Origin of the sequence: Mesorhizobium sp. M2A.F.Ca.ET.043.05.1.1 (assembly GCF_003952445.1) — a bacterium.
Classification (GTDB): Bacteria; Pseudomonadota; Alphaproteobacteria; order Rhizobiales; family Rhizobiaceae; genus Mesorhizobium.
Genome location: NZ_CP034446.1, coordinates 1540680 through 1566605 on the forward strand (window position 1 = coordinate 1540680; position 25926 = coordinate 1566605).

At 63.5% G+C, this 25926-nt stretch carries 23 protein-coding genes and 2 pseudogenes; 19 read left to right on the forward strand and 6 right to left on the reverse strand.

What is annotated here, in order from left to right:
• Positions 1-15 precede the first annotated feature (15 nt).
• Together EJ069_RS07360 and EJ069_RS07365 are read right to left on the reverse strand one after the other, a co-directional pair.
• Positions 16-744 (reverse strand): glycerophosphodiester phosphodiesterase, encoded by a 729-nt coding sequence (locus EJ069_RS07360; protein WP_126060738.1) that lies wholly within the window; start codon positions 742-744, stop codon positions 16-18.
• A gap of 8 nt (positions 745-752) precedes the next feature.
• Positions 753-1217, reverse strand: coding sequence for a RidA family protein (locus tag EJ069_RS07365; protein WP_126060739.1), 465 nt, complete (start codon positions 1215-1217; stop codon positions 753-755).
• 137 nt (positions 1218-1354) lie between these two features.
• Here EJ069_RS07365 and EJ069_RS07370 point away from each other — a divergent pair, with 137 nt between their 5' ends.
• The 5 genes and pseudogenes from EJ069_RS07370 (at position 1355) to tsf (ending at position 5148) form a co-directional block, all read left to right on the forward strand.
• Positions 1355-2185 carry a cell envelope integrity EipB family protein gene (locus EJ069_RS07370; protein ID WP_126060740.1) on the forward strand — a complete coding sequence of 277 codons (831 nt, stop codon included), beginning with the start codon at positions 1355-1357 and terminating at the stop codon, positions 2183-2185.
• Between the two features lie 83 nt (positions 2186-2268).
• Positions 2269-2547 (forward strand): DUF4031 domain-containing protein, encoded by a 279-nt coding sequence (locus tag EJ069_RS07375; RefSeq protein WP_126060741.1) that lies wholly within the window; start codon positions 2269-2271, stop codon positions 2545-2547.
• Positions 2544-3155, forward strand: coding sequence for a LysE family translocator (locus EJ069_RS07380; RefSeq protein WP_126060742.1), 612 nt, complete (start codon positions 2544-2546; stop codon positions 3153-3155). Before EJ069_RS07375 ends, EJ069_RS07380 begins: the two co-directional genes overlap by 4 nt.
• Before the next feature lie 176 nt (positions 3156-3331).
• Positions 3332-4106 (forward strand): annotated as a pseudogene (gene rpsB, locus EJ069_RS07385) (30S ribosomal protein S2).
• 121 nt (positions 4107-4227) lie between these two features.
• A complete protein-coding gene (tsf, locus tag EJ069_RS07390) occupies positions 4228-5148 on the forward strand; it encodes a translation elongation factor Ts (RefSeq protein ID WP_040987261.1) in 921 nt (306 codons plus the stop codon).
• 54 nt (positions 5149-5202) lie between these two features.
• On the opposite strand, the gene EJ069_RS07395 is transcribed toward tsf, so the two are convergent.
• A complete protein-coding gene (locus EJ069_RS07395; protein WP_126060743.1) occupies positions 5203-6129 on the reverse strand; it encodes a LysR family transcriptional regulator in 927 nt (308 codons plus the stop codon).
• A 116-nt stretch (positions 6130-6245) separates the two neighbouring features.
• Here EJ069_RS07395 and EJ069_RS07400 point away from each other — a divergent pair, with 116 nt between their 5' ends.
• The 13 genes and pseudogenes from EJ069_RS07400 to lpxB all read left to right on the forward strand — a co-directional run bounded on the left by EJ069_RS07400 (position 6246) and on the right by lpxB (position 19396).
• On the forward strand, positions 6246-6773 hold the full coding sequence (locus tag EJ069_RS07400; RefSeq protein ID WP_126060744.1) for a nuclear transport factor 2 family protein: 528 nt from the start codon (positions 6246-6248) through the stop codon (positions 6771-6773).
• Between the two features lie 35 nt (positions 6774-6808).
• Entirely contained in the window at positions 6809-7918 is a 1110-nt protein-coding gene (locus EJ069_RS07405; RefSeq protein ID WP_126060745.1) for an aldo/keto reductase, read from the forward strand.
• Positions 7919-8103: 185 nt separating this feature from the next.
• A complete protein-coding gene (pyrH, locus tag EJ069_RS07410; RefSeq protein ID WP_042642552.1) occupies positions 8104-8826 on the forward strand; it encodes a UMP kinase in 723 nt (240 codons plus the stop codon).
• Between the two features lie 90 nt (positions 8827-8916).
• Entirely contained in the window at positions 8917-9471 is a 555-nt protein-coding gene (frr, locus tag EJ069_RS07415; protein WP_082037291.1) for a ribosome recycling factor, read from the forward strand.
• Between the two features lie 29 nt (positions 9472-9500).
• Entirely contained in the window at positions 9501-10220 is a 720-nt protein-coding gene (locus tag EJ069_RS07420; RefSeq protein WP_126060746.1) for an isoprenyl transferase, read from the forward strand.
• 12 nt (positions 10221-10232) lie between these two features.
• Complete coding sequence (locus EJ069_RS07425; RefSeq protein WP_126060747.1) at positions 10233-11048, forward strand: phosphatidate cytidylyltransferase; 816 nt, start codon at positions 10233-10235, stop codon at positions 11046-11048.
• A 106-nt stretch (positions 11049-11154) separates the two neighbouring features.
• Positions 11155-12296 (forward strand): annotated as a pseudogene (rseP, locus tag EJ069_RS07430) (RIP metalloprotease RseP).
• Positions 12297-12514: 218 nt separating this feature from the next.
• Positions 12515-14878 (forward strand): outer membrane protein assembly factor BamA, encoded by a 2364-nt coding sequence (bamA, locus tag EJ069_RS07435; protein ID WP_126060748.1) that lies wholly within the window; start codon positions 12515-12517, stop codon positions 14876-14878.
• Between the two features lie 78 nt (positions 14879-14956).
• Positions 14957-16012, forward strand: coding sequence for a UDP-3-O-(3-hydroxymyristoyl)glucosamine N-acyltransferase (lpxD, locus tag EJ069_RS07440; protein ID WP_042642540.1), 1056 nt, complete (start codon positions 14957-14959; stop codon positions 16010-16012).
• Positions 16005-16466: a 3-hydroxyacyl-ACP dehydratase FabZ gene (gene fabZ / locus EJ069_RS07445; protein ID WP_126060749.1), complete on the forward strand. Its 462-nt coding sequence runs from the start codon at positions 16005-16007 to the stop codon at positions 16464-16466. Before lpxD ends, fabZ begins: the two co-directional genes overlap by 8 nt.
• A gap of 15 nt (positions 16467-16481) precedes the next feature.
• A complete protein-coding gene (lpxA, locus tag EJ069_RS07450) occupies positions 16482-17321 on the forward strand; it encodes an acyl-ACP--UDP-N-acetylglucosamine O-acyltransferase (protein WP_126060750.1) in 840 nt (279 codons plus the stop codon).
• Positions 17308-18225: a UDP-2,3-diacylglucosamine diphosphatase LpxI gene (gene lpxI, locus EJ069_RS07455; RefSeq protein ID WP_126060751.1), complete on the forward strand. Its 918-nt coding sequence runs from the start codon at positions 17308-17310 to the stop codon at positions 18223-18225. The genes lpxA and lpxI overlap by 14 nt, the downstream gene beginning before the upstream one ends.
• Entirely contained in the window at positions 18215-19396 is a 1182-nt protein-coding gene (gene lpxB, locus EJ069_RS07460; RefSeq protein ID WP_126060752.1) for a lipid-A-disaccharide synthase, read from the forward strand. The genes lpxI and lpxB overlap by 11 nt, the downstream gene beginning before the upstream one ends.
• Positions 19397-19467: 71 nt before the next feature.
• Here the strand turns inward: lpxB and gltA are convergent, their stop codons facing one another.
• Both gltA and gltX read right to left on the reverse strand, forming a co-directional pair.
• A complete protein-coding gene (gene gltA / locus EJ069_RS07465; RefSeq protein ID WP_126060753.1) occupies positions 19468-20796 on the reverse strand; it encodes a citrate synthase in 1329 nt (442 codons plus the stop codon).
• A gap of 181 nt (positions 20797-20977) precedes the next feature.
• Positions 20978-22402 carry a glutamate--tRNA ligase gene (gltX, locus tag EJ069_RS07470; RefSeq protein WP_126060754.1) on the reverse strand — a complete coding sequence of 475 codons (1425 nt, stop codon included), beginning with the start codon at positions 22400-22402 and terminating at the stop codon, positions 20978-20980.
• 101 nt (positions 22403-22503) lie between these two features.
• Here gltX and EJ069_RS07475 point away from each other — a divergent pair, with 101 nt between their 5' ends.
• Positions 22504-24972 (forward strand): ComEC/Rec2 family competence protein, encoded by a 2469-nt coding sequence (locus tag EJ069_RS07475; protein WP_126060755.1) that lies wholly within the window; start codon positions 22504-22506, stop codon positions 24970-24972.
• Here the strand turns inward: EJ069_RS07475 and lexA are convergent.
• Positions 24966-25700, reverse strand: a complete 735-nt coding sequence (lexA, locus tag EJ069_RS07480; RefSeq protein ID WP_042642529.1) for a transcriptional repressor LexA — start codon at positions 25698-25700, stop codon at positions 24966-24968. The genes EJ069_RS07475 and lexA overlap by 7 nt on opposite strands.
• Positions 25701-25926 lie beyond the last annotated feature (226 nt).

The window sequence follows — 25926 nt, forward strand, 5'->3', positions numbered from 1 at the left end:
CGTTTCGGGCATTCCTCAGGCGACCTTCACCAGGTCTGGCTCGAAACCCTCGAAGGTCATCTGATCGGCGTATTTGAAGGTGAGGTCGACCGCCGGCTGGTCATGCACGGTCCAGGTGATGACGGGCATCTTGAGCTTTTCACGCACGAAGCTGACGAAGGGGTTGGGCAGGTCGCCGGCGGCGTAGGAGGTGAAGGCGAGGTCATGCGCGAGCATGGCGAAATGCGCCTCGATCAGCTGGTTGTCCTTGCCGTAGGCGGTCAGCCCGCCGGGGATGCCCGGTGCGTCCTTGGCGAACTCGCGGATCAGCCAGTGATCGAACGACATGATCGCCACCTTACCCTTGTGGCGCTTGAGCAGCCGGCCGACGGCTGCCACCAGCCCCGCGTCATGGCCGGGAACGCCTTTCAGCTCGACCACCAGCGGCACGCGGCCGTCGACGAGGTCGAGCGCTTCCTGCAGGGTCGGCAGGTGGTCCTTGGTGCCGCCGATCCTGAGCGTCGCCAGTTCGGCCGCGGTGCGTTGCCAGATGAAGCCGTCCTCGCCAGTCAGGCGCTTCAGGTCGCCGTCATGGATGATCACCGGGACGCCATCCGACGAGAGATGCACGTCGCATTCGATGGCATAGCCGCGCTCGGCTGCCGCGGCGAAGGCCGACAGCGTGTTCTCCCAGCGGGTCTTGTTCATGTCATGGAAGCCGCGATGCGCGACAGGCTGCGCGATCAGCCAGGAAAGATCGGTCATCGGGAACCTCACTCGACTTCGAAGATCGCTTCGATCTCGACCGCGGCGTTGAGCGGCAGCGAGGCGGTGCCGACGGCGGATCGGGCGTGCTTGCCACGCTCGCCGAGTGCCGCGACCAGGAAGTCGGAGGCGCCGTTGGCGACAAGATGCTGCTCGACGAAATCGGGCGCCGAAGCGACGAAGACGGTGATCTTGACCACGCGCCGGATTCTCTCGAGATCGCCGAGCGCCGCCTTGGCCTGCGCCAGGATGTTGATGGCGCAGAATTTCGCGCCTTCCTTGCCGGCGGCGGTGTCGATGTCGCGGCCGAGCAGCCCGCTTGCCTGCAGCTTGCCGTCCTTCAGCGGCAACTGGCCGGCGGTGAACAGCGTGTTGCCGGTGCGGCAATAGGGCACGTAGTTGGCGGCGGGCGCGGCGGCGGCCGGAATGGCCACGCCGAGATCGCTTAGCCGCTTTTCGATTGTTTCGCTCATTGGTTTTCCCTATTGCTGGAAGGCGCCGCGTTGGCCGGGCCGAAATTGCTATTTTTGCCTCGCTTCCGCCACGACTTTTTTTAAGCTGGACCATCTTTCCCTGCGGCGTCTCGCGGCCGCGACGATCGGAGCAACGTATGCGCGCAACGCGCCTTTTTCTCGCCGCCGCCTGTCTTTCGGCAGCGTTCCCAATGGCGCCGGCCCTTGCGGTGCCCGCGCTGCAGGCGCATCGCGCAGTCTACGATCTGACACTCAACAAGGCCTCCGACCGTTCGGGCATCACGGGCATCACCGGCCGCATGGTCTATGAGTTCAACGGCTCCGCCTGCGAGGGTTACACGGTCAAGTTCCGCTTCGTCACCCAGATCGTCACCAACGACAACACCAGGCTCACCGACCAGCAGACGACGACTTTCGAGGATGCCGAAGGCAAGACCTTTTCCTTCGTGACGAAATCCTTTGTCGACCAGAACCTCGACAAGGAGGTGAAGGGGGTGGCCACGCGGGAAGCGAAGGGCCTCAAGGTCAATATCGACAAGCCCGAGAAGAGCAGCCTCGAGCTTGCGGCCACGCAGTTTCCGACCCAGCATCTGGTCGAGCTGATCGGCAAGGCCGAGAAGGGCGAGAATTTCTACCAGACCAATCTGTTCGACGGCTCCGAGGACGCCAACAAGGTGATGAGCACCACCGTCATCGTCGGCAAGAAGACCGAATCCGACAAGACGGATCCGGAAGCGCCGGCGCTGGCCAACCTCGCCTCGGACAAATACTGGCCGGTCGACATCGCCTATTTCGATGATACCGACAAAAGCGGCGAAGAGGTGCCGGAGTACCGGATCAGCTTCAAGCTGCACGAGAACGGCATCACCCGCGACCTCGTCATGGACTATGGCGACTTCTCGATGACCGGCAAGCTGGTGAACCTGTCGCTGTTCGACCAGACCAAGCCTTGCCCGGCTTCGAAATAGCGATTCCCGACGATCGGCGACACCGGCTTGCAGGCTTGGCCTCCAGACGCCATGTGTGAGGCCTACCGAGTGCGGCGAGCCTGATGGCGGTCTATGTCGATGCGGCGATCTGGAAATGGGCCGGCCACCGCTGGTGCCACCTCCTTGCCGATGAGGTCGATGAACTGCATCGCTTCGCTGCCGAACTCGGCATCAAACGCTCGTCCTACCAGGGGCCGCCCAAGACGTCGGCGCCGCACTACGATATAACCGGCTTAGAGCGCGACCGCGCGGTGCGGCTCGGGGCCGTCGAATGCAGCCGCGAGGAGATCGTGGCGGTCTTCCGCCGTGTGCGAGTGCCGAATGGGAAAGTGAGACGATGACGGTGACGGCATTCCTGGCATATTGTGTCGCAATCACATTGGCAGCCGCCACGCCTGGACCGGCGATGTTTGCGGTCATCACCAACGGTTTGTCGCGCGGCTTCGGCCGGGCGTTCATCACCGGCGTGGGCGTCGCCGCGGGCGACGCCGTGCTGGTCACCCTGGCGCTGCTCGGACTGGTGGCCATTGCCCAGACCTTCGAATGGATTTTTATCTTGCTGAAATACGCGGGCGCCGCTTACCTCGTCTTTCTCGGGATCAGGATGTGGCGAGCCGCCGCCAAACAAAAGGACGAATCTCCTCAGTCGCAGGCGCGGCTGTCGCGGTCCTTCGCACTGGGCGCTTCCATAGCGCTCGGCAATCCGAAGGCGATCCTGTTCCACGCCTCCATCATGCCACTGATCCTGAACCTCGATACCATGACCTTCGCCGATGGCCTGCTGGTGGTGCTCGTCGTGATCAGCGTCAATGTCATCACCATGGGCATCTACGCCGCGATGGCCGGCCGGGCAGCCGGCTGGTTCAACACCCCGAGGCGCATGCGCCTGATGAACAGGTTCGCCGGCGGCGCGATGATCGGCACCGGTGCGCTGATTGCCGCACGTTGAGCCGCGCAGCGACGCACGGCTTGCGTTTAAGGGACTTCCCCTCTATATGCGCGCTCATTCCACACACGGACTTTGGTGTCTGCCCGGGAGAAATCCGGCTGAAACCTCCGGTGGCATCAGGACATCCCGTCCGAAATGCCTGTGTCCGTGGAGGCCAACCGGAAAGGAACTAAAGAATGGCTCTGCCAGATTTCAGCATGCGCCAGCTTTTGGAAGCTGGTGTTCACTTCGGCCACCAGACCCATCGCTGGAACCCGAAGATGGCGCCCTACATCTATGGCGCCCGCAACAACATCCACATCATCGACCTGTCGCAGACGGTGCCGCTGCTGCACCAGGCCTTGAAGCAGGTGTCCGACACCGTCGCCAAGGGCGGCCGCGTGCTGTTCGTCGGCACCAAGCGCCAGGCCTCCGACATCGTCGCCGACGCCGCGCAGCGTTCGGCCCAGTATTATGTCAACTCGCGCTGGCTGGGCGGCATGCTCACCAACTGGAAGACGATCTCGAACTCCATCCAGCGCCTGCGCAAGCTCGACGAGACGCTGGCCGGCGAGGCCCAGGGCCTCACCGAAGCGCCTGAACCTCGATCGCGAGCGCGAGAAGCTCAACAAGGCTCTCGGCGGCATCAAGGACATGGGCTCGACGCCGGACCTGATGTTCGTCATCGACACCAACAAGGAAGCGATCGCCATCCTCGAGGCCAAGCGCCTCGGCATTCCGGTCGTGGCGATCATCGATTCGAACTGCGATCCGGACAAGATCGACTTCCCGATCCCCGGCAATGACGACGCGGCACGCGCCATCCAGCTCTATTGCGACCTGATCGCCAAGGCTGCCATCGACGGCATCGCCCGCCAGCAGGGCGCGCTCGGCGTCGACATCGGCGCTTCGGCCGAGGCTCCGGTCGAGCCGGCGCTTGACGCTCCGGCCAGCGAAGCTCCGGAAGCTTGATATCGAAGGCCGGAACCCGGCCTTCATCTTTCCAATAAGTTGGCGCGCTAAAGCGCTTTTGCCGAGCGCATCACCCGAGTCCCGGTTGGTGCGTCGGCGCATTTGAAACAAAGAGGCGACAATGACGATTTCGGCTGCACAGGTCAAAGAACTCCGCGACTTGACCGGCGCGGGCATGATGGACTGCAAGGCGGCGTTGAACGAGACCAACGGCGACATGGAAGCGGCCGTCGACTGGCTGCGCAAGAAGGGTATCTCGAAGGCCGACAAGAAGGCCGGCCGCACCGCCGCCGAGGGCCTGATCGGCGTCGATGCCGGCGTGCGTGAAGCCGCCGTCGTCGAGGTCAATTCGGAGACCGACTTCGTCGCCCGCAATGCGGCCTTCCAGGAGATCGTGGCCAACGTGGCCAAGGTCGCGCTCGCGTACGGCACGACGGAGGCGGTCGCCGCCGCGAAGTATCCGGGCTCCGACAAGTCGGTCACCGACACCATCAAGGACGCTGTCGGCACCATCGGCGAGAACATGGGTTTCCGCCGTTCGGCCAAGCTCACCGTACCGCATGGCGTGGTGGCGACCTATGTCCACAACGCGGTTGCCGACGGTCTCGGCAAGCTCGGCGTGCTGGTGGCCATCGAGACCACCGGCAACGAGCATGCCGCCAACGCCTTTGCCCGCCAGGTCGCGATGCATGTCGCCGCCAGCAACCCGGTCGCGCTGACCGCCGAGGAAGTCGACCCGGCGCTCGTCGAGCGCGAGAAGGCGATCTTCTCCGATCAGGCGCGCCAGTCGGGCAAGCCGGAAGCCATCATCGAGAAGATGGTCGAGGGCCGCCTGCGCAAGTTCTATGAAGAGGTCGTGCTTTTGAAGCAAGCCTTCGTGCTCAATCCCGACATCACCGTCGAGAAGGCGCTGAAGGATGCCGAAAAGGAGATCGGCGCTCCGGCGAAGATCACCGCCTATCTGCGTTACGCGCTGGGCGAGGGCATCGAGAAGGAAACGACCGATTTCGCGGCGGAAGTCGCGGCAGCGGTCAAGAAATAGCTCCGATCCAAGGGGAGCGCATCGCGTTTCTCTAAAGGTGAAGAGCTCACGAGCTCAGGCAACTCGGCCGGGTGTCCGCATGGATGCTCGGCCGATTTCTTGTGCGGTGTCGATAAAGGCCCTGAGCTTCGGCGCCATCGACGCGCGGCGCGGAAAATAGAGGAAGAGGCCGGGCTCCTCGATCGCCGTCTGCGGCAGGATCTGAACGAGGCGGCCGGCGGCAAGGTCGGCGCGAGCCAGCGGCTCGAAGACATAGGCGAGCCCGACGCCGGCCAGCGCCAGGTCGATGGCGCCAAGCGAATCCGTAACGACGGCTGTGCCGCGTGTCTCGACAACGACATCCTTGCCGTTGTCGTTCAGATCCCAGCGGTACAGCGCGCCGGATCGGACCAGCCGGTAGCCGATGCAGTTGTGGTTGGCGAGATCGGCCACGTCGCGCGGACGGCCGTGTTTTCCGACATAGGCGGGAGAGGCGACGATCACGGCTTTGAACGGCGGCGTCATCCGGACGGTGACCATGTCCTGCGCGATCATCTCGCCCAGCCGGATACCGGCATCAAAACCTTCGCCGACGATATCGATAAGTCCCTGGTCGGCAACGATCTCGACCGTCACATCGGGGTAGCGTTCGGCCATCGCCGCGACCACCGGCGTCACCGCCAGGGGGATCGCTATGTTGGAGGCATTGATCCTGAGCAGGCCGGCCGGCCTTCCCTTCACGCCGCGGATGCGATCCATCCGCTCGGCAATGTCCTGGAGGGCAGGGGCCGCCGTCTCCACCAGCGCCTTGCCGGCCTCGGTCAGCGAGACGCTGCGCGTCGTGCGTGCAAAGAGCGGCTGGCCGACGCGCTCCTCCACGAGACGCACCGCATGGCTCACGGCGGATGGACTCATGCCGAGCTCAGCCGCGGCAAGCGCGAAACCGCCGCGCCGCGCCACGGCGACGATGACCGGCAAATGTGTGAGCAGATCGCGATCCATTCATGAATGATATCGCATAGTCTTTGCGAACAATGCAATCTTATCGATGCTCTCAAGCCAGCCCATATTGGGCATCAACACATCGGCGGCGGGCTGATGCTTCAAGGAGAGACGAAATGAATGCGTTGAGACATGCAACCTTTGCGGCGGGCATGGCATTGGCGCCGGTCGATGCCGGCGGAGCGGAGGCGACCGGCTGGCAGGCGCTTGCCGATGAGCGCGCGGTGATCCGCATCGCCGACGCCATCGACCGCGCTGTGGATGCGCAGGACTGGAAGCTGGCGCGCAGCTATTTCGCCGAGCGTGTCACCGCCGATTTCAGCAGCCTCTCCGGCCAGCCCGCGGCCAACATCGCCTCCGACGACCTGATCGGCGCGTGGGCAGGCAACCTCAAGGGCAGCAAGACCAGCCTGCATCTGCGCACCAACCATCAGGTCGTGCTCGAGGCCGATGCCGCGACCGTCCATTCCAACGGCTATGCCTGGAACCGGATGGAAGGCAATGGCGACCCGCTCTGGGAGGTTTGGGGCACGTATGAGCACCACCTGACGCGCTCGGCCGCAGGCTGGAGGGTCGATGGCTTCACCTTTCGCATGACGCATGAGCGCGGCAACCCCTGGGTCAAGGCGACGCCTGGACAGTGACCGGCAGCACATCAGTTCAGAATCGGAAGACCACCATGAGCATGACCTATTACACGCTTGGCAACAGCGGCCTCCGCGTCAGCCGGCTGGCGCTCGGCACCATGACCTTCGGAACCGAATGGGGCTGGGGCGCGGACCGGGACACCGCGCGCGCGATGTTCGACGCCTATGTCGAAGCGGGCGGCAACTTCTTCGACACGGCCGATCTCTATACCGGCGGCACAGCCGAGACCTGGCTCGGCGAGTTCGTCGCCGAGCGCGGCTTGCGCGACAAGGCGGTGATCGCCACCAAATTCACCTTCAACTCGGAATCGGGCAATCCCAATGCCGGCGGCAATGGCCGCAAGAACATCATGCGGGCGGTGGACGCCTCGTTGAAGCGGCTCGGCACCGACTATATCGATCTCTACCTGCTGCATGTCTGGGACCGGATCACCCCGGCAGAGGAGGTGCTGCGCACGCTGGACGATCTGGTGCGCGCCGGCAAGGTGCGCCATGTCGGCCTCTCCGACGTGCCGGCGTGGTATGCCGGCCGCGCCCAGGCGATCGCCGAACTGCGCGGCTATGAGCCGGTCTCGGCGCTGCAGCTCGAATATTCGCTCGCCGAGCGCGCCATCGAACATGAATATGTGCCTTTCGCCACCCGTCATGGCGCCGGCATCATGGTGTGGAGCCCTTTGGCCAGCGGCCTGCTCAGCGGCAAATACAGGCCGACGCAAGCCGGGAATGCCGGCCGGCTCGACGGCTTCCGCAACACCACACATCCCGGCTTCCAGAAGTTCAGCGACCGCAACTGGGCGATCGTGGCGGAGCTCGAGAAGGTGGCGGCCGAGCTTGGCCGCAGCATGGCGCAGGTCGCGCTCAACTGGGTGGCGACCCAGCCAGGCATCGCCTCCGTCATCCTTGGAGCGACGAGGCTCGAGCAGCTCGAGGACAATCTTGGCGCGCTCGATTTTTCTATACCCGCCGAGCTTCGCAAGCGGCTGGAAGAGGTCAGCGCCACGCCAGCACCGTTTCCGCATTCGTATTTCGGCTCCGAGATCCAGGTGCGGGTGACCGGTGGCGCGGTGACTGGCGACAAGCCGGCAGGCTATTGCCCTCCCGTCGTCATCGAAGGCGAAGCGGTCAGCATCTCAAGCGACTGATTGAAAAAGGGCAACTGTTCGAAAGGCGGCAACTGACCGAAAAAGCCTGGAATTTTGCACAAGGGCGCGGCGTGACATCGCCGCGCCCTTCGTGTATCGGGTCAACCCGTCATGACAGCATCGCCGGATGAAGCGGGGGCGGTTTTGCCTCCAAAATTGCCGCGCCGAGATTTGCGAGGATCAAGATGACGGATAAGCCCCTCTATCGACGTGTCGTGCTGAAAGCTTCCGGCGAAGCGTTGATGGGCGAGCAGCATTTCGGCATCGACGTCTCGGTAGTCGACCGCATCGCCGCAGACATCGCCGAGGCGCGCGCGCTGGGCGTGGAAGTGGGCGTCGTCATCGGCGGCGGCAACATCTTCCGCGGAGTCGCCGTCGCCTCAAAGGGCGGCGACCGCGTCACCGGCGATCACATGGGCATGCTCGCCACCGTCATCAACTCGCTGGCGCTGCGCACCTCGCTGAACAAGATCGGCGTTGACGCCGTCGTGCTGTCGGCGATCGCCATGCCCGAGCTCTGCGAGAGCTTTTCCCAGCGCCAGGCGACCGCCTATATGAACCAGGGCAAGGTGGTCATCTTCGCCGGCGGCACCGGCAATCCGTTCTTCACCACCGATTCGGCCGCGGCGCTTCGCGCCGCCGAGATCGGCGCCGATGCGCTGTTCAAGGGCACGCAGGTCGACGGGGTCTATTCGGCAGATCCCAAGAAAGATCCGAACGCTGTCCGCTTCGACCGCATCAGCCACGCCGAAGTCATCAAACGCGGGCTTGCGATCATGGATACCGCCGCGATTGCACTTGCGCGCGAAAACAACATTCCGATAATCGTCTATTCGATCCACGAAAAAGGTGGTTTCGGCGATATTCTGAGGGGCGGCGGCCATTGCACGGTCGTCACGGACAAGTAACAGGCCCCGGAATCCGTTAAGCGACTGCGGAACCGCGAACCGAATAACGATAGAAACAGTGAACCCGGCGAACGGGTCGAGGAGATGATCATGAGTGGCGAGTACGAAGACCTGAAGCGACGCATGGATGGGGCGATCGCCGCTTTCAAGCACGATCTGGCTTCGCTGCGCACCGGCCGCGCCTCCAGCAACCTGCTCGACGCCGTCCAGGTGCAGGCCTATGGCACGGCGATGCCGATCAACCAGGTGGCCAACGTGTCCGTCCCGGAGCCGCGCATGATTTCGGTGTCGGTCTGGGACAAGTCGATGGTCAGCGCGGTGGACCGCGCCATCCGCGAGGCCAATCTGGGCTTCAACCCGATCGTCGACGGCACCACACTCCGGATTCCGCTGCCCGAGCTCAACGAGCAGCGCCGCAAGGAGCTGGTCAAGATTTCGCACGGTTACGCCGAGAATGCGCGCGTCGCGGTTCGCCATGTTCGCCGCGACGGCATGGATTTCCTCAAGAAGGCCGAGAAGGATGGCACCATCAGCGAGGACGATCAGCGCAAGCGCTCCGACCAGGTGCAGAAGCTGACCGACGAGATGATCAGCACGATCGATCACCTGCTTTCCGATAAGGAAGCTGAAATCATGCAGGTTTAGGGTCGGGCTTTCCGCTCGAAAGCGAGATTATGGCAACGCCCGCGCATGTCGCGATCATTATGGATGGAAACGGACGCTGGGCCAAGGCGCGCGGTCTGCCGCGTCTTGCCGGCCACCGGGCGGGCGTAGAGGCCCTGCGCAAGACGGTGCGCGCCGCGCCCGATCTCGGCATCTCCTACCTGACTGTCTACGCCTTTTCCTCGGAAAACTGGTCGCGGCCGAAATCCGAGGTCAGCGACCTCATGGGTCTGTTGAAGCTGTTCATTCGCCGCGACCTTGCCGAACTGCATCAGAACGGCGTGCGGGTGAGGATAATTGGCGACAAGCAAGGGCTGCAGCCCGACATCAGGGGCCTGCTGCAGGAGGCCGAATCGCTGACCGCCGGCAACGAGGCGCTGACGCTGGTGATCGCTTTCAACTATGGCGGCCGCGACGAGATCGTGCGCACCGCTCGCAAGCTGGCGGATGCAGTCGCGCGCGGCGACATCGCGAGCGAAGCGATCACGGCGGAGAGCTTTGCTGCTTCGCTCGACACGCAGGGCATTCCTGATCCTGAACTTGTGATCCGGACGAGCGGCGAGCTCAGGCTGTCGAATTTCCTCCTGTGGCAGGCGGCCTATAGCGAGCTTGTCTTCCTGCCTTGCTACTGGCCGGATTTCAGCCGCGAACATCTGGCCGATGCCTTGCGCGACTTTGCCGGCCGCGAACGGCGCTTCGGCGGGCTCGCCGCCCGCGATGTCGCGCTTTAGGCGACGCCACGCATGAGCAACCTCCAGCAGCGCGTCATCTCGGCAATCGTGATGGCGGCGCTGACGCTTGCGCTCACCTGGCTCGGCGGATTGCCGTTCCGGCTGTTCTGTGGGGCAATCGCGGCGTTGATCTTCTATGAATGGACGCGCATGGCGCGCGCCGGCAACGGCGCGGCGCTCGGTTTTCTGCCGGAAGCACTGATTGTGATCTTCATCGGCGCGCTGATTGCCGGCGTGCCGGCCTTGTGGCTGTTGCTGCTGATCGTCATCCTTGTGGCGGTCGCGGCCATTGCAGCCCGGATCAGGGTGGCCGCGCAGTGGGAAGCCTCCGGGGTGGCCTATGCGGCACTATCCGGCTTCTCGCTCGCCTATCTGCGTGACAACAACCACTCCGGGCTGATGGCGATTCTGTTCCTGTTCGCTGTGGTCTGGGCGACTGACATCGCGGCCTATTTCGTCGGCCGCGCGGTCGGCGGTCCGAAACTTGCGCCGTCGATCTCGCCCGGCAAGACACAGAGCGGGGCGGTTGGGGGGGCGGCCGGCGGCCTTGCCGCAGGGCTGCTGCTGGCAATTGCAGCCGGCGCCGGCAATCTCGTTCAGCTCGGACTCGTCGCGCTGGCGCTGTCGATCGTTTCGCAGATCGGCGACCTGTTCGAATCCTGGGTCAAGCGCCGGCATGGCGCCAAGGATTCCAGCAACCTCATTCCCGGCCATGGCGGCGTCATGGACAGGGTCGATGGGCTTGTCGCGGCCGCGCTGGCGCTGTACGTGATTGGTTGGGTCGCGGCGGGCGCCGAGCATCCGGCACTGGGGCTGTTTCCGAACTGAACGACGCTAATGGTCAAGGCGAAAAACGGCGCGCGCCACGGTTTCGCCCGGATTGATGCCACAGTCGCGGCGGAATGTCGTGTGCGGGCGAATTTGAGGGCATGAGTTGAACGACATTTTTCACGCGGTCTTCAGCACGCAAGGCTTCGTCCTTGGCACGCTCGTGCCGTTTCTGTTCGTGCTGACCGTGGTCGTGTTCGTCCACGAGATGGGCCACTATCTCATCGGCCGCTGGTGCGGCATCGGCGTGAAGGCCTTTTCCATCGGTTTCGGCCCCGAGCTCGTCGGCTTTAACGATCGCCGCGGGACGCGGTGGAAGCTTTGCGCCATTCCGCTTGGCGGCTACGTCAAATTCGTCGGCGACATGAATGCGACGTCGAGCCAGCCGAGCGCCGAGGAGATCGAATCACTGACCGACGCCGAGCGCGAGGTCGCCTTCCACACGCAGCCTATCTGGAAGCGCGCCGCGACCGTCGTTGCGGGACCGCTGTTCAATTTCCTGCTGACGATCGCCGTGTTTGCGGTGCTGTTTTCCCTCTATGGCCGCCCGGTTCTGGAACCTACGGTGGCCCAGGTCACCGCGGGCAGTCCAGCTGAGAAAGCCGGAATCCAGCCTGGCGACCGATTCGTCAAAGTCGACGGCAGCAAGGTGGAGACCTTCGCCGATGTGCAGCGCCTGGTTTCAGGCCGGGCAGGCGATGCCATCACCTTCACCATGCTGCGCGACGGCAAGGAAATCGCCGTCACGGCGACACCGGAGCCGATGGAGCAGCAGGATGCGCTGGGCAACAAGGTCAAGGTCGCGGTTATCGGCGTCGTCAACAATGCCGAGCTCGGCCAGCCACGCCTGATCTCCTATACGCCGGCCGGCGCCGTGGTGGCGGCGGTCGAGGAAACCGGACATGTGATCGAGCGCACGGGCCAGTTCCTGCAGCGCTTTGCGCTTGGACGCGAGGACAAATGCCAGTTGGGGGGCCGATCAAGATCGCGAAGATGTCGGGCCAAGCAGCCAAGCTCGGCTTCGAGTGGCTGGTGCAGCTTGTTGCATTTCTGTCAGTCGGAATAGGATTTCTCAATCTCCTGCCGATTCCCCCTCTCGACGGCGGCCACCTGTTGTTCTACGGCGTGGAGGCCGTCATAAGGCGACCTGTTTCGGAGCGAATGATGGAGATGGCCTATCGAACCGGGCTGTTCCTGGTGCTCGGTTTCATGGGCTTCGTTTTTTGGAATGATCTGTTTGGGTGCTGAAATCATGAAGAAATTTGGCTTCAGCGCCGGTCATATTGAGATGCCGTTTACCATGCGTGGGGATATGCGTGACGCGAAAGCCACGCGGTACGGTTAAGTAAATACAAATTAACCGGGAGCCTTGCGTGTAGGGAAAATCCGGTTAATACGGTAAGGGAAAATACCGCACGTCCGGTTTTCTCGCCGTGGGGACTACGAGAAAAAGGTACAAAAGCCCGATGAAGGCAGCATCCAAGTTTCTGAGCGCCGCTTCCGCGGCGGCTTTGTCCGCCGCTCTGGTCGTGCCAGGCGCGCTCGCAGTGCAGTTCGCAGCCACCTCGGTGGCCGAGGCCGCGGTCGTTTCGCGCGTCGAGGTCAGCGGCAACCAGCGCGTCGATGCCGAGACCATCCGCAATTACATTACGATCAAGCCGGGCAAGCCTTTCTCCAGCTCCGATATCGACGACGCCGTCAAGGCGCTGTTCGGAACCGGCCTGTTCTCGGACGTTCAGATCAACCAGGTCGGTTCGAGCCTGGTGGTCAAGGTTTCCGAATACAAGGTCGTCAACCAGGTCCTGTTCCAGGGCAACAAGAAAATCAAGGACAACGCGCTTCAGATGGGTATCCAGCTGAAGCCGCGGGCGACCTTCTCGCAGCAAACGCTCGATGCCGATGTCGAGGCGATCAAGTCGGCATACAAGCGCATTGGCCGCGATGACGCCGCCGTGACCACGCAGATCATGGATCTCGGCGACAACCGCGTGAACGTGGTCTTCAACATCAACGAAGGCGGCCGCACCCAGATCGCGGCGATCAATTTCGTCGGCAATCACGCCTATTCCAGTCGCCGCCTGTCCGATGTCATCAATACCAAGCGTTCGTCCTGGCTGTCCTTCGTGCTGCGCGACGACGTCTATGACGAGGACAAGCTGCGCGCCGACCAGGAGCTGCTGCGCCGCTTCTACTACAATCATGGCTATGCCGACTTCCAGGTCGTCTCGGCCGTCGGCGAGCTTGACGACGCCACCAACAAATACACGGTCACCATCACCGTTCAGGAAGGCGACCGCTACACGTTCGGCGACGTCAGCGTGGAAAGCTCCATTCCGGAGGTCGACTCGAAGGCGCTGGAATCGGCCGTCGAAACCCACAAGGGCGATGTCTACAACGCCAAGGACGTCGAGGATTCGATCGTCGCCTTGACCGAGAAGGTCGCGGGCTCGGGTTACGCCTTCGCCCAGGTGACGCCGCGCGGCGACCGCAATTTCGAGAACCATACCATTTCGGTCGTCTACACCATCGACCAGGGCACCAAGGCTTATATCGAGCGCATCGAAATCCGCGGCAACGACCGTACGCGCGACTATGTCATCCGTCGCGAATTCGATGTCAGCGAGGGCGACGCCTTCAACCAGGTCCTCATCCAGCGCGCGAAGAAGCGGCTGGAAGGCCTTGATTACTTCCAGTCCGTCGACATCTCGACGGTTCCGGGCTCGGCGCCAGACCAGGTCGTGCTCGTGGTCACCGTGGTTGAGAAGTCGACCGGCGAATTCTCGGTCGGCGCTGGTTATTCGACCGGCGGCGACACGCCCGGCCCATCCATCGAAGGCTCGATCACCGAGCGCAACTTCCTCGGCCGCGGCCAGTACATCAAGCTGTCGGCCGGTGGCGGCAAGAATTCGCGCGACTTCGCCCTTTCCTTCACCGAGCCCTACTTCCTTGGCCGGCGCATCGCGGCGGGTTTCGATATCTACAAATCGACCCGCAACTACGATCACTACGACACGGACACCACCGGCGCGAGCGTTCGCTTCGGCCTGCCGATTACCGACAGCATTTCGACGCAGCTGGCTTACAATATCTCGCAGGAGAAGTATGACTACCCAGACAACTGCTTGACCAATGGTCAGCTGGATCCTGCGAAGTGTAATGTTTCGCCTGCAATTCAAGCTGGCATCGCGGAAAGCCCGTGGCTCAAATCTTCGGTGAGCCTCGGCTTGGTCTATAACACCATCGACGACATGAAGAACCCGCATGAGGGTCTTTACATCACCGGTACCACTGAGTTTGCCGGCCTCGGCGGCGATGCGAAGTGGGTGAAGGTGACCGGGCGCGCCAGTGTCTACCAGACCTTGTCGGAACAGCTTGACCTTGTCGGTCTCATTTCGGGTGGCGCAGGCTATATCGCTGGCTACGGTAGTGGTGATCTGCGCATCTTCGACTATTTCCAGAGCAATGACCGCATGATCCGTGGCTTCGAATATGGCGGTATCGGGCCGGTGGCTTCTGGCACCAGCGGGGACCATCTCGGCGGTTCGACTTACTTCAATGCTTCGGCTGAAGCCCAGTTCCCGCTACCGGTCATTCCCGAGAGCTTCGGCCTGCGCGGCGCTGTATTCGCTGATGCGGCTACGCTTTACGGCAACAAGCTCGTCGGTGTCGACTCGGCTTCGGCTGACATGAAGCTGCGCGCTTCGGTGGGTGTCGGCCTGATGTGGGCCTCGCCGTTCGGCCCGATCCGCATCGACTACGCGATTCCGGTCAAGAAAGAATCGACCGACAATGTGCAGGAATTCAACTTCGGCATAGCGACCCGCTTCTAATTTAGCGGTTGCGTTGTTTCCGGGCCGCGTGACGGCCCGGACTAGACTGAGCCGACCCAGCTGGATATTGCTTCTGGAATGACCGATCCGGTGTTCTTCGCGCCTTCACGCCGGTATACGGCTGGCGAGGTCGCGAATCTGACCGGCGCCAGCCTGCTTGATGCCGCGCAGGCTGAAATTGCCATCGAAGGGCTGGCTCCCGCCAATGAGGGCGGTGACGGCGCGCTCGTCTTTGTCGACGGCAAGCGCAATTTCGCGCTGATGCAGTCGCTGAGGGCGGCCGCAGTCCTGTGCCCCGCCGATGTTGCCAGCAAGGCGCCGCCAGGGGTCGCGGTGCTTATGCATCCTCGTCCGCAACAGGCTTTCGCGATGGTCGGGCGCCTTTTGTTTCCGCATGCCGCAACTCCGGGGCCAATGACCGGAGAAACCGGCATCTCGGCGCATGCCTTTGTCGATCCGTCCGCCCATATCGAGGATGGGGCGATCGTCGAGGCGGGCGCCGTGATCGGTCCCGGCGTGTCCATCGGCAGCGGCACGGTCATTGCACCTCACGCGGTGGTCGGCCGTTCCTGCCAGATTGGTCGTGACGGCTTCATCGGCCCCGGCGCCAGCATCCAATATGCGCTTGTCGGCAATCGTGTCATCATCCATGGCGGCGCAAGGATCGGCCAGGACGGTTTCGGCTTTGTGGGCGGCGCCAAGGGGCCTGAACGCGTGCCGCAGATTGGCCGCGTCATCATCCAGGACGATGTCGAGATCGGCTCCAATTCGACCGTCGACCGCGGCGCGATGTCCGATACCATCATCGGCCAGGGCACCAAGATCGACAATCTGGTGCAGATCGCCCACAATGTTCGCATCGGCCGCAATTGCATTATAGCGGGCCTTTCGGGTATCTCCGGTTCCGTCGTCGTCGGCGACAACGTCACCATGGGTGGCGGTGTCGGCCTCGCCGACCATCTGACCATCGGGCCGGGGGCCAAGCTTGCTGCGAGAAGTGGATTCATGAACAACGTGCCGGCAGGCGAGATCTGGGGAGGCTATCCGGCACAGCCGATGGCGGAAGCCATGCGCGAGATAGCGATGCTGCGCAAGATGGCCAGGACGCGCAAGCAAGGCGACGGAAATGGCTGACATGGTGGCAACGACACTCGAGGCGGTCGATATCATGGGGCTGATGAAGCTCCTGCCGCATCGCTATCCGTTCCTGCTGATCGATCGCATTGTCGATATCGATGGCGATGAATCCGCGGTCGGCATCAAGAACGTGACCATCAACGAGCCGCATTTCCAAGGCCATTTCCCGCAGCAGCCGGTCATGCCCGGCGTGCTGATCATCGAGGCGATGGCGCAGACCGCCGGCGCGATCTGCATTCGCACCCTCAACGCTGAAAAGCCGTCGTTGGTTTATTTCATGACCATCGACAATGCGAAATTCCGCAAGCCGGTGGTTCCGGGAGACCAGCTCAGGATCCACGTCAAGAAGATCAAGAAACGCGGCAATCTGCTGAAATTCGCCTGCGAGGCGATGGTTGATGGGGCGAAAGCCGCCGAGGCCGAGGTTTCAGCCATGATGGTCACCGGCTGACGGTTCGAAATGCTCATGAAAGTCGAGACATCCATCCATCCTTCCTCGGTCGTCGAAGAAGGAGCCCGGCTCGGCAAAGGTGTTCGCATCGGACCCTTCTGCCATATCAGCGCCGATTCAATCATCGGCGACGGCGTCGAGCTGGTCAGCCATGTGTCGGTGATGGGCGCAACAACCATCGGAGCCGGAACAAAGGTCTATCCGATGGCGACGCTCGGCGCGCCGCCGCAGAACACCAAGCACAAGGGTGGGCGCACTACCCTCGTCGTCGGTGAGAACTGCACCATCCGTGAAGGCGTCACGATGCATGTCGGCACCGATTCTAGCCGCGGCGAGACGAGTGTCGGCGACAACGGCAATTTCCTTGCCTATGCCCACATCGCCCATGACTGCGTCGTCGGCAAGAACGCGACCTTCGCCAATGGCGCGACGCTCGGCGGCCATTGCGAGATAGGCGACAACGTCTATATCGGCGGGCTGACCGCCGTTCACCAGTTCGTGCGCATTGGCGACAACGCCTTCATCGGCGGCTGCTCGGCGGTTGTCGGCGATATCATTCCCTATGCGATCGCCGCTGGCAATCGCGCCAAGCTGCGCGGCCTGAACATCATCGGACTCAAGCGCTCCGGCCTGCCGCGCTCGGAAATCTACCTGCTGCGCAAGGTTTATCGGTCGATTTTCGACCGTTCCCGCAGCGTCGCGGAGAATATCGATCTCGCCAGGGCGGAATTCGGCTCCTCGTCTCCTGCCGCCACGAAGATGATCGACTTCATCGCCAGCGGCGGCAAGCGGCACTATGCGGTCCCGCCGCTGAAGGGTGGTGGCGACGATGACAGCGGCGATGACGAGGTCTGAGCGCGCCGCATCAGGGATCCAACTCGCGCCGGGCTCGAAGGTCGGCATCATTGCCGGCGGTGGCAGCCTGCCCGTCGAAGTCGCCGACGGCCTGGTGAAGCATGGTTTTGCGCCTTTCATCATCATCGCCGCCGGTGAGGTCGACCGCGAGGCCGACTTTGCGGCCTACGATCAGGAAAAACTTGCGCTGGAGGAGATCGGGCGGCTGTTTCCCTTGCTGAGGCGCCAGGGCATCACCCACCTCGTCCTTGCCGGCGAGATCAAACGCAGGCCGCGGTTGAGCAAGATAAGGCCGACATTTGGTCTGCTGGCGATAATTCCCTTAGTGGTCAGAGCCTTGCGGCGCGGCGATGATGGCCTGTTGAAGATGTTGACCCGAGCCCTCGAAACGCGAGGCGTCAAGGTCGTCGGCGCGCACGAGGTCGTTCCGGAACTGACGGCGGGCGAAGGCACATTGACGGCGACCGGACCAAACAAGTCCGACTGGCGTGACATCGAGGCCGCTCGCAAGGCGGCCAAGGCCATCGGCGCGCTCGATATCGGCCAGGCGGCGATTGCGATCGGAGGTCGCGCCGTGGCGCTGGAAGGCATCGAGGGCACAGCCGGTCTGCTCGACAGAATGCGGGATTTGCGCGGTCATGGCAGGCTGGCCGGCAAGGCGCGGGGCGTGCTGGTCAAATGCGCTAAGCCGGGTCAGGAATTGCGGGCCGACTTGCCCACCATTGGCCCGCAGACGGTCGAGGCAGCGCATGCGGCAGGCCTTGCCGGCATAGCCGTCGAGGCCGGCCGTTCGCTCATCCTTGAAGGCCCGACCACGCTTGCTCGCGCGAACGCCTTTGGCCTTTTCATCGTCGGCCTGCCCGCGACGGAGCTGGCCAAACGGGGAGCCGCTGATGGCCGCTGACAAGCCGCTCAAGCTCGCGATCGTCGCCGGCGAGGAATCCGGCGATCTGCTCGGCGCCGACATCGTGCGGGCGCTCGAGCGTACGACCGGCCGCAAGGTTCAGCTTGTCGGCATCGGCGGCCGGCACCTGCAGCAATTGGGGCTGACGCCGCTGTTCGACGGCGGAGAGATCGCGCTGATGGGTTTCAGCGCGGTGCTGCGCGACCTGCCGCGGCTGATGCGCCGCATCAGCCAGACGGCGGCGACGATCGCGGCCGAGCGGCCTGATTGCCTCGTCACAATCGACAGTCCCGACTTTTCGCTGCGCGTGGCGAAGAAGGTCCGCGCAATGGCGCCGGCCATCCCGATCGTTCACTATGTCTGCCCGAGCGTATGGGCTTGGCGGCCGGGCAGGGCGGTGGCGATGAAGCCCTATGTAGATCACATTCTCTGCATCCTGCCGTTCGAGGTGAAGGCACTTGCCCGTCTCGGCGGACCACCGGGCACTTATGTCGGTCACCGGCTGACGCGGGATCCTGGCGTGCTTGGCGCCGCCAAGGCGCAGAGCCAGCCGCGCGACCTCTCCGACGACCGTGTCAAGACGTTGCTGGTGCTGCCTGGCTCGCGCCGCGGCGAGGTTCGCCGGCTGATGGAACCGTTCGGCAAGGCGATGTCGGCGCTGCGCCAACGCGGCCATCGCCTGCGCCTGCTGTTGCCGACAGTGCCGCATGTCACCGAGCTGGTGAAGGCTTCGGTCGCCAGTTGGGATGACAAGCCGGAAATCATCACCGAGCCGGAGCGCAAATGGCAGGCCTTCGGCAAGGCCGATGCGGCATTGATCGCGTCTGGAACGGTGTCGCTCGAGTTGGCGCTTGCAGGCGTTCCGATGGTTTCCTGCTACAAGCTGGACCCGATTGCGCGCCAGCTGCTGCAGCATATGGTGACGACTTGGTCGGCCCTGCTGCCCAACCTGATTTCCGACCGCACGCTGGTTCCGGAATTCTACGACCAGTATGTCCGGCCGGAGAACCTTGCCCGGCAACTTGAGGCCCTGTTTGCCGACACCGGCATGCGTGCCTGGCAAAAGGCCGGTTTTGCCGAAATTGCCCGGCGCATGGCGACCGAACGGCCCTCCGGCGAGATCGCCGCGGAAGTGGTGATGGGGTGTATCAAGAGAGCGAATAGGGAGTAGCGAATAGCGAGTGGGGCTATCGGTTTGCCTTCTTTCCCTATTCGCTACTCGCTATCTCGCTATTCGCTCAATTACCTTTTCGCAATCGGCACGTAGTCGCGCTCGGTGGCGCCGGTGTAGAGCTGGCGCGGGCGGCCGATCTTCTGGTGCGGGTCCTCGATCATTTCCTTCCACTGCGCGATCCAGCCGACGGTGCGCGCGACCGCGAACAGAACAGTGAACATGGTTGTGGGGAAGCCGAGCGCCTTCAGCGTGATGCCGGAATAGAAGTCGACGTTCGGGTAGAGCTTCTTTTCGATGAAGTAAGCGTCGGTTAGCGCGATCTTCTCCAGTTCCATCGCGATGTCGAGCAACGGATCGTCCTTGATGCCGAGCTCGCCCAACACCTCGTGCGCGGTCTTCTGCATGATCTTGGCGCGCGGATCGTAGTTCTTGTAGACGCGATGGCCGAAGCCCATCAGCCGGAACGGATCGTTCTTGTCCTTGGCGCGGGCAATGAATTCCGGGATGTGATCGACATGGCCGATCTCGCCCAACATGTTCAGCGCCGCTTCGTTGGCGCCGCCATGCGCCGGACCCCACAGGCAGGCGATGCCGGCGGCGATGCAAGCGAACGGATTGGCGCCGGAAGAGCCGGCGAGGCGAACCGTCGAGGTCGAGGCGTTCTGCTCGTGGTCGGCGTGCAGGATGAAGATGCGCTCCATGGCGCGCGCCAGCACCGGATTGATCTTGTACTCCTCGCACGGCACGGCAAAGCACATGTGCAGGAAATTGGCGGCGAAGCCGAGATCGTTCTTCGGATAAATGAAGGGCTGGCCGATATGGTATTTGTAGGCCATCGCCGCGATGGTCGGCATCTTGGCGATCAGGCGCATCGAGGCGACCATACGCTGGTACGGGTCCGAGATGTCGGTCGAGTCGTGGTAGAAGGCCGACAGCGCGCCGACCACGCCGCACATGACGGCCATCGGGTGCGCGTCGCGGCGGAAGCCAGTGAAGAAGCGCGACATCTGCTCGTGCACCATGGTGTGGCGCGTCACACGATAGTCGAAATCCTCCTTCTGCGCCTTGGTCGGGAGCTCCCCGTAGAGAAGGAGGTAACAGACTTCGAGGAAGTCGCCATGCTCGGCAAGCTGGTCGATCGGATAGCCGCGATGCAAAAGGATGCCGGCGTCGCCGTCGATGAAGGTGATTGCCGACTCGCAGCTTGCGGTGGAGGTGAAGCCGGGGTCGTAGGTGAAGGCGCCGGTGGTGCTGTAGAGCGCGCCGATGTCGATGACGTCAGGCCCGGTCGACCCGCTTCGCACCTTGAATTCATGGGTCTTGCCGGCGAGTTCGAGCCTGGCGGTCGACTCGTGCGCCTTGCTGCCCGGTTCCAGTTTTGTCGCAGCTTCGCTCATTCTCAAACTCCCTTTGTATCCTCATGCCGGCAAGGCAATTCCTGCAAACGACACGTCGAAGTCACCGGAATGCGCGAACTCGCCACCGCATTTTAGGAGGTGCGTGCCAGATTGGGCCAAGGCCTAATGTTGCACTGCGAAACACACCTTTCAATGCCAATCTTCTTGGGCCAGTCCGCTCCTAATCGATTTGATCTCCAATGCGCGCCAGGCTTTCCTGGCGGCCCAGCACGGCCAGCACGTCGAACACGCCAGGCGATGTGCTGCGGCCGGTCAGCGCGGCTCTCAGTGGTTGGGCCACCGCGCCAAGCTTGTATCCGCCAGCCTGCGCGAACTCGCGGATCGAAGCCTCCGCCGAGGCGGCGCTCCACTCGCCCTGGACAGAAGACAACGCGCCATGCGCGCCGCGCAGAATCGCGCGCGCATCCGCGCTGAGCAAGCCCGCTGCCTTCTCATCCAGGGGCAGTGGCCGCTCGGCAAACAGGAAGGCCGCGCCGTCGACCAGCTCCACCAGGGTCTTGGCCCGCTCCTTGAGGCCGGGCATGGCGGCAAGCAGCTGCGCCTTTCGCTTGTCATCGAGCTTTGCGGCGAGCGCCGGGCCGCCTTCGAGATAGGGCAGAGTGGCGACGAAGATATCGAACAGCGCGCGATCGTCCATCTTGCGCATATGCACGCCGTTCAGCGCCTCGAGCTTGGCGAAGTCGAAGCGGGCAGCGCCCTTGTTGACGTCGCCGATGTCGAACCAGGCGATCATGTCCTTGATCGACATCACCTCGTCGTCGCCATGGCTCCAGCCGAGCCGCGCAAGGTAGTTGAGCAAGGCTTCCGGCAAATAGCCCATGGCGCGATAGGCCTCGACGCCCAGCGCGCCGTGCCGCTTCGACAGCTTGGCGCCGTCGGCGCCGTGGATCAGCGGGATATGCGACATCGACGGCACCGCCCAGCCCATGGCGTTGTAGATCACCGTCTGGCGCGCGGCGTTGGTCAGGTGATCGTCGCCGCGGATGATATGGGTGACGCCCATGTCGTGGTCGTCGACGACGACGGCATGCATGTAGGTCGGGTTGCCGTCCGAGCGCAGGATGATGAAGTCGTCAAGATCCTTGTTGGGAAAGCGCACCTCGCCCTGCACGCGGTCATGGACGACCGTCTCGCCCTCGGTCGGCGCCTTGATGCGGATCGCGCCCTTGACGCCTGCCGGCGCCTCGGACGGATCGCGGTCGCGCCACTGTCCGTTGTAACGCGGCGGCAGGCCCTTGGCTCTAGCTGCCTCGCGCATCGCCTCCAGCTCCGCGGGCGTCTCATAGCTGTAATAGGCCTTGCCCAGGCGCACGAGCTCCTCGGCCACCTCGCGATGGCGCGGGGCGCGCTCGAACTGGGAGACGGCGTCGCCATCCCAGGAAAGGCCAAGCCAGGTCAATCCGTCGAGAATGGCGGCCGTGGCGGCTTCGGTTGAGCGCTCGCGATCGGTGTCCTCGATACGCAAAAGCATCGTGCCGCCGGTGTGCCTGGCATAGAGCCAGTTGAACAGCGCCGTGCGCGCCCCGCCAATGTGCAGGTAGCCGGTGGGCGAGGGAGCAAAACGGGTGACGACCTTGTCGGACATGGAACTCTCGAAGAAGCACTGAGACGGCATATTTCGCGCGGGCTTTCGCGCGGTCGGCGTTCATGTACCATAGGCGGTCTGGGGCGCAAGGGGCAGACCCGATGGCTGGACGTGGCCGGGGCACGGAGGAGGGCGGGGAAACGATAGCAGGCGTCAGCGAGCGCCTGATGTTTGCCCATGCCGAGCCCGCTGAAGAAGCGCCGCTTTCGCTTCCAGAACTCCATCCGACCGCCGAGTTACCGCCGCCCGGTGGTCGTGCGCTGCAGCCAGCCTCGCCAACCGCTGTCGGCGGCCGGATCCGCAAACAGTTTGGCCGCGCTTCGCTTCCGGCGCTGCGCCGAAGCGTTGCGGTCGCTGCCAGCACTGAGCTCGACCGCGGCGTCGGCTTTCTGCTGGTGCCGGTGTTCCTGGCCGCCGGCGTCATCTATTACTTCTCGCTGAGCACCGAGCCCGATCTCTACAGGCCGCTTGCCGCCGTGGCTCTGATGGCTGTCTGCGCGGCGGTGTCGCGCTCCTGGCAGAAAGCGCACCTTGTCTTCATGGCATCGCTGTTCTGCGCGCTCGGCTTTCTCGCGGCCAAGGTGGAGACCTGGCGGATGGCGACGCCGATGCTGGGGTCCGAAATCCAGACCCGGCTGACCGGCCGCCTGGTCACCGCCGAAGCGATGGCCAATGGCCGTGTGCGGCTGACCATCGATCTGATATCCACCGAGCACCCGACGTTGCGCTACGCGCCGGACCGCGTTCGGCTGTCGGCGCGCAGGATCCCGCCCGGCATGACCGCCGGATCGATGCTGACCGGCTATGCCAAGCTGCTGCCGCCGACCGGTCCGGTCCGGCCGGACAGCTATGATTTTTCCTTCGACAGCTACTTTAGCGGCATTGGCGGCAGCGGCTTCTTCCTGGGCGACCCAAAGCTGTTAGCTCCGCCTTCGACGGCGACAACGGGGGCACCCTTCGGAGCGCGCATTGCGTCGGCCGTGGAAAACGCGCGCGAAGGGATCGCCGACCACATCCGGAGCAGCATCGGCGGGTCCGAGGGCGAGATCGCGGCGGCGCTGATTGTCGGCGTGCGCGCGGGCATTCCGGAAGCGATCAACGAGTCGATGCGACGGACCGGCATTTATCACATCATCTCGATCTCCGGCCTGCACATGGCACTGGTCGCCGGCACGATCATGTTCCTGCTGCGCGGCGCCTTCGCGCTGTTTCCCGATTTCTCGTCGCGCCAGCCGGTGAAGAAATACGCCGCGGCGATCGCGCTGGCCTCGATCGCCGCTTACCTCGTCATCTCCGGCATCGTGGTGGCGGCCGAGCGAAGCTTCATCATGCTTGCGGTGATGCTTGTCGCCGTGCTCTTCGACCGCGCGGCGTTGACGATGCGCAACCTGGCGATCTCCGCGATTGCCGTCATCCTTGTCTCGCCACATGAAGTGGTCGGCCCGAGCTTCCAGATGTCCTTCGCCGCCACCGCCGCCCTGGTCGGCGCCTATGCCGGCTTTGCCGATTATCGCGCCGGCAAAACGACCGCGCCGCCGGTGAAGCGTTCGTTTCTTGCGTTCCTGTCGCGGAAACTCGCGGTTGGCATGGGCGGCGCGGCCGTAACGTCGCTGATCGCCGGCAGCGCGACATTGCTGTTTGCGATCTGGCATTTTCAGCGCGTGTCGCCGCTCAGCCTGCTCGCCAATCTGGCGGTCATGCCGATCGTCTCGCTGATCGTCATGCCGTTCGCCGTGTTGAGCGCGCTCGCCATGCCGTTCGGCTTCGACGGTCCCTTCCTCTATGTGATGGGCAAGGGCCTGACAGCGATGATCGCCATTTCGGCATGGATTTCCGAGCGCTCGCCCCTCGATGCCGTGGGATTGATCTCGATCCAGTCGGTGCTGCTGGCGACAATCGCGCTCATCATCGCGACCATGGCCACCACCTGGCTGAGGCTCGCCGCTGTGCCCTTCGCGCTCGCCGCGCTGCTGGCGATCCCGCATGTGCGCACCCCGGACGTGCTGATCTCGGAGGACGCGCATCTCGTGGCGATGCCGATCGGCGGCGGCGAGCTTGCCGTCAACCGCGAACGCTCCAACGAGTTCACCACTGACAATTGGAAGCGGGCGCTGAAGGCCGAGGGCATCGTGCCGCCCGAGACATTCGCCAAGGACGCTCTCGATATCGCCGACCCGGTCGACCTGCCGCCCGGCTCGCCCTTCTACTGCACCGGCGACCTCTGCATTGGCCGGCATCCTTCCGGCGCGATCGTCGCGCTCGCCGAAAACCGCGACAGCGCACGGCCCGCCTGCGGCTTTGCCGACCTCATCGTCATCAACGATGCGACGGCCTACAATCCCTGTTGGGATCAGCGCGTGCTTGTCGTCACCAAGCGCCAACTGGCGCGTGACGGCAGTGCCGCCGTCTTCTTCGATCCACAATCGGCAACCGCGCGAGCAGCCATCCAATATGCCGTCGAGCAGCCTTACCGGCCCTGGCACGAGCAGCGGAAGTACGCGCGCGAGGCGAGGGGACTGCCGCCTTACGAAAAGCCTGAGAGGGCCAAGCCCTCGCAGCCGGATCAGTAGCGGCGGATCAGCCCGACGAGCTTGCCCTGCACCTTGACCCGGTCCGGCCCGAAGATGCGGGTTTCGTAGGCCGGGTTGGCGGCCTCCAGCGCGATCGAGGCGCCCTTGCGGCGGAAGCGCTTGAGCGTCGCTTCCTCATCGTCAACCAGTGCCACCACGATCTCGCCCGGACTTGCCGTGCTGGCGTTGCGGATGATGACCGTGTCGCCGTCGAAGATGCCAGCCTCGATCATCGAGTCGCCCTTGACCTCCAGCGCATAGTGCTCGCCGCCCATGATCATGTCTGGCGGGACCGAGATCGAATGCGTCTGGTGCTGGATGGCGTCGATCGGCACACCGGCGGCGATGCGGCCCATCACCGGAATGGACACCGCTGAAGCGGCGTCGTCATCATTGCTGGGTGTCGGCGTACGCGAGGGCGCTGCCGGCTTGACCTGGCGGCTTAGATTGCCCTGGCCGCCCTGGATGACGCTTGGCGAAAATTTCTTCGCGGCATTCAGGCCGGGAGCGATCGAGTCGGGCAGGCGCAAGACCTCCAGCGCACGCGCCCGGTTCGGTAGCCGGCGAATGAAACCGCGTTCTTCTAGCGCCGTGATCAGCCGATGGATGCCGGACTTCGAGGCGAGGTCGAGCGCTTCCTTCATCTCGTCGAAGGATGGCGGGATCCCGCTCTCCTTCAGGCGTTCATGGATGAACATCAGGAGTTCATGTTGTTTGCGCGTCAGCATTGGCGGCCCCCACGGGTTTCGAAACCAGAATCAGAAAAACAAACCCAGAACAAACACTATCTGTTCCAGTTGTGTTCCGCAACCGTTTAAAGTTTAATGAATTTCTTAAGGTGGGCGAAAGAATGTTGCATCGGACGGTGCCCGGCCGCCACCGGTTGGGCTGTGTCATTGATTCCGCTCGATTTTGCAATTCTCCTTATGCTGAATTGAGAGCCGACATCGTCGC